The 274-nt window shown below is 39.1% G+C and carries 1 pseudogene; it reads right to left on the bottom strand.

The features are described from left to right. Nucleotides 1-84 precede the first annotated feature (84 nt). Nucleotides 85-274 (bottom strand): annotated as a pseudogene (locus CWC11_RS21025) (diguanylate cyclase response regulator); the annotation flags it as partial.

The following is a 274-nucleotide window of genomic DNA, read 5'->3' as shown; positions in this document are numbered from 1 at the left end:
ATGGTAAATTAATTGGGTTTGGTCAAAGCGCAGTCTCTGAGTATCTATAGCATCAGTTTATTGGTAGTGCTAAACAAATACCTGTTATTTGTTTATCACTACTACTCTCTCTTGATACTGGTGCGCTTGATACAGCGCACTATCAGCTAACTTAAACACCTGTTGTTCATTGCCTCCAAAGTCTGTCGCAATATGCACCATACCTATACTGATACTTAAATGTGCACAAATTGGTGACGTGCCATGTGCGACCATTAAGCAATCAATTGAATCA

The organism is Pseudoalteromonas sp. S3178, from assembly GCF_005886985.1.
Classification (GTDB): Bacteria; Pseudomonadota; Gammaproteobacteria; order Enterobacterales; family Alteromonadaceae; genus Pseudoalteromonas; species Pseudoalteromonas carrageenovora.
This window is presented reverse-complemented; position numbering and strand designations above follow the sequence as displayed.